This window comes from Arthrobacter sp. 01L42 (assembly GCF_056400005.1).
Map to the genome: position 1 here is coordinate 1 of NZ_JBFTSL010000059.1, position 410 is coordinate 410.

Consider the following 410-nt stretch of genomic DNA (forward strand, 5'->3'; position numbering starts at 1 on the left):
GCCCGGCAAATTCAACCAATTCAATACAATAAATTGGTATCAACAAACTTGGCACACTATTGAGTTCTCAAACAACAGACACACCCGGCACCACCACAACCAACAATCAGTCAAGGATCGCTCCGGAGCAACTTTTCAAACTTACCCGAGTCCGGACCGCTTTGCAAATCAGCGTTTCCGCGACCCGCAAACCATCCAACCCGCCCCACCCGAACCCGGAGCGCACAAAACGCCGACCAGATCCGGTCTTGAAATTTAGGGGATTGGCCGCCTCCGGTTCCCAGCATTTCCGCTGGTCTCCCTCGCGGCGACTTAGAAAACAATACACCCACCACGCCCCCACCGCAACTCCACCCCCCACACCCACCCCACCACCCAAAAACCCCGCCACCACAACCCAAAACCACCCG

General features: G+C 55.9%; 1 protein-coding gene. It reads left to right on the top strand.

The window, feature by feature from the left end:
- A partial coding sequence (locus AC1DN2_RS21365; protein WP_476851881.1) for a hypothetical protein occupies positions 1-259 on the top strand: 259 nt, incomplete at its 5' end.
- Positions 260-410: the final 151 nt, after the last annotated feature.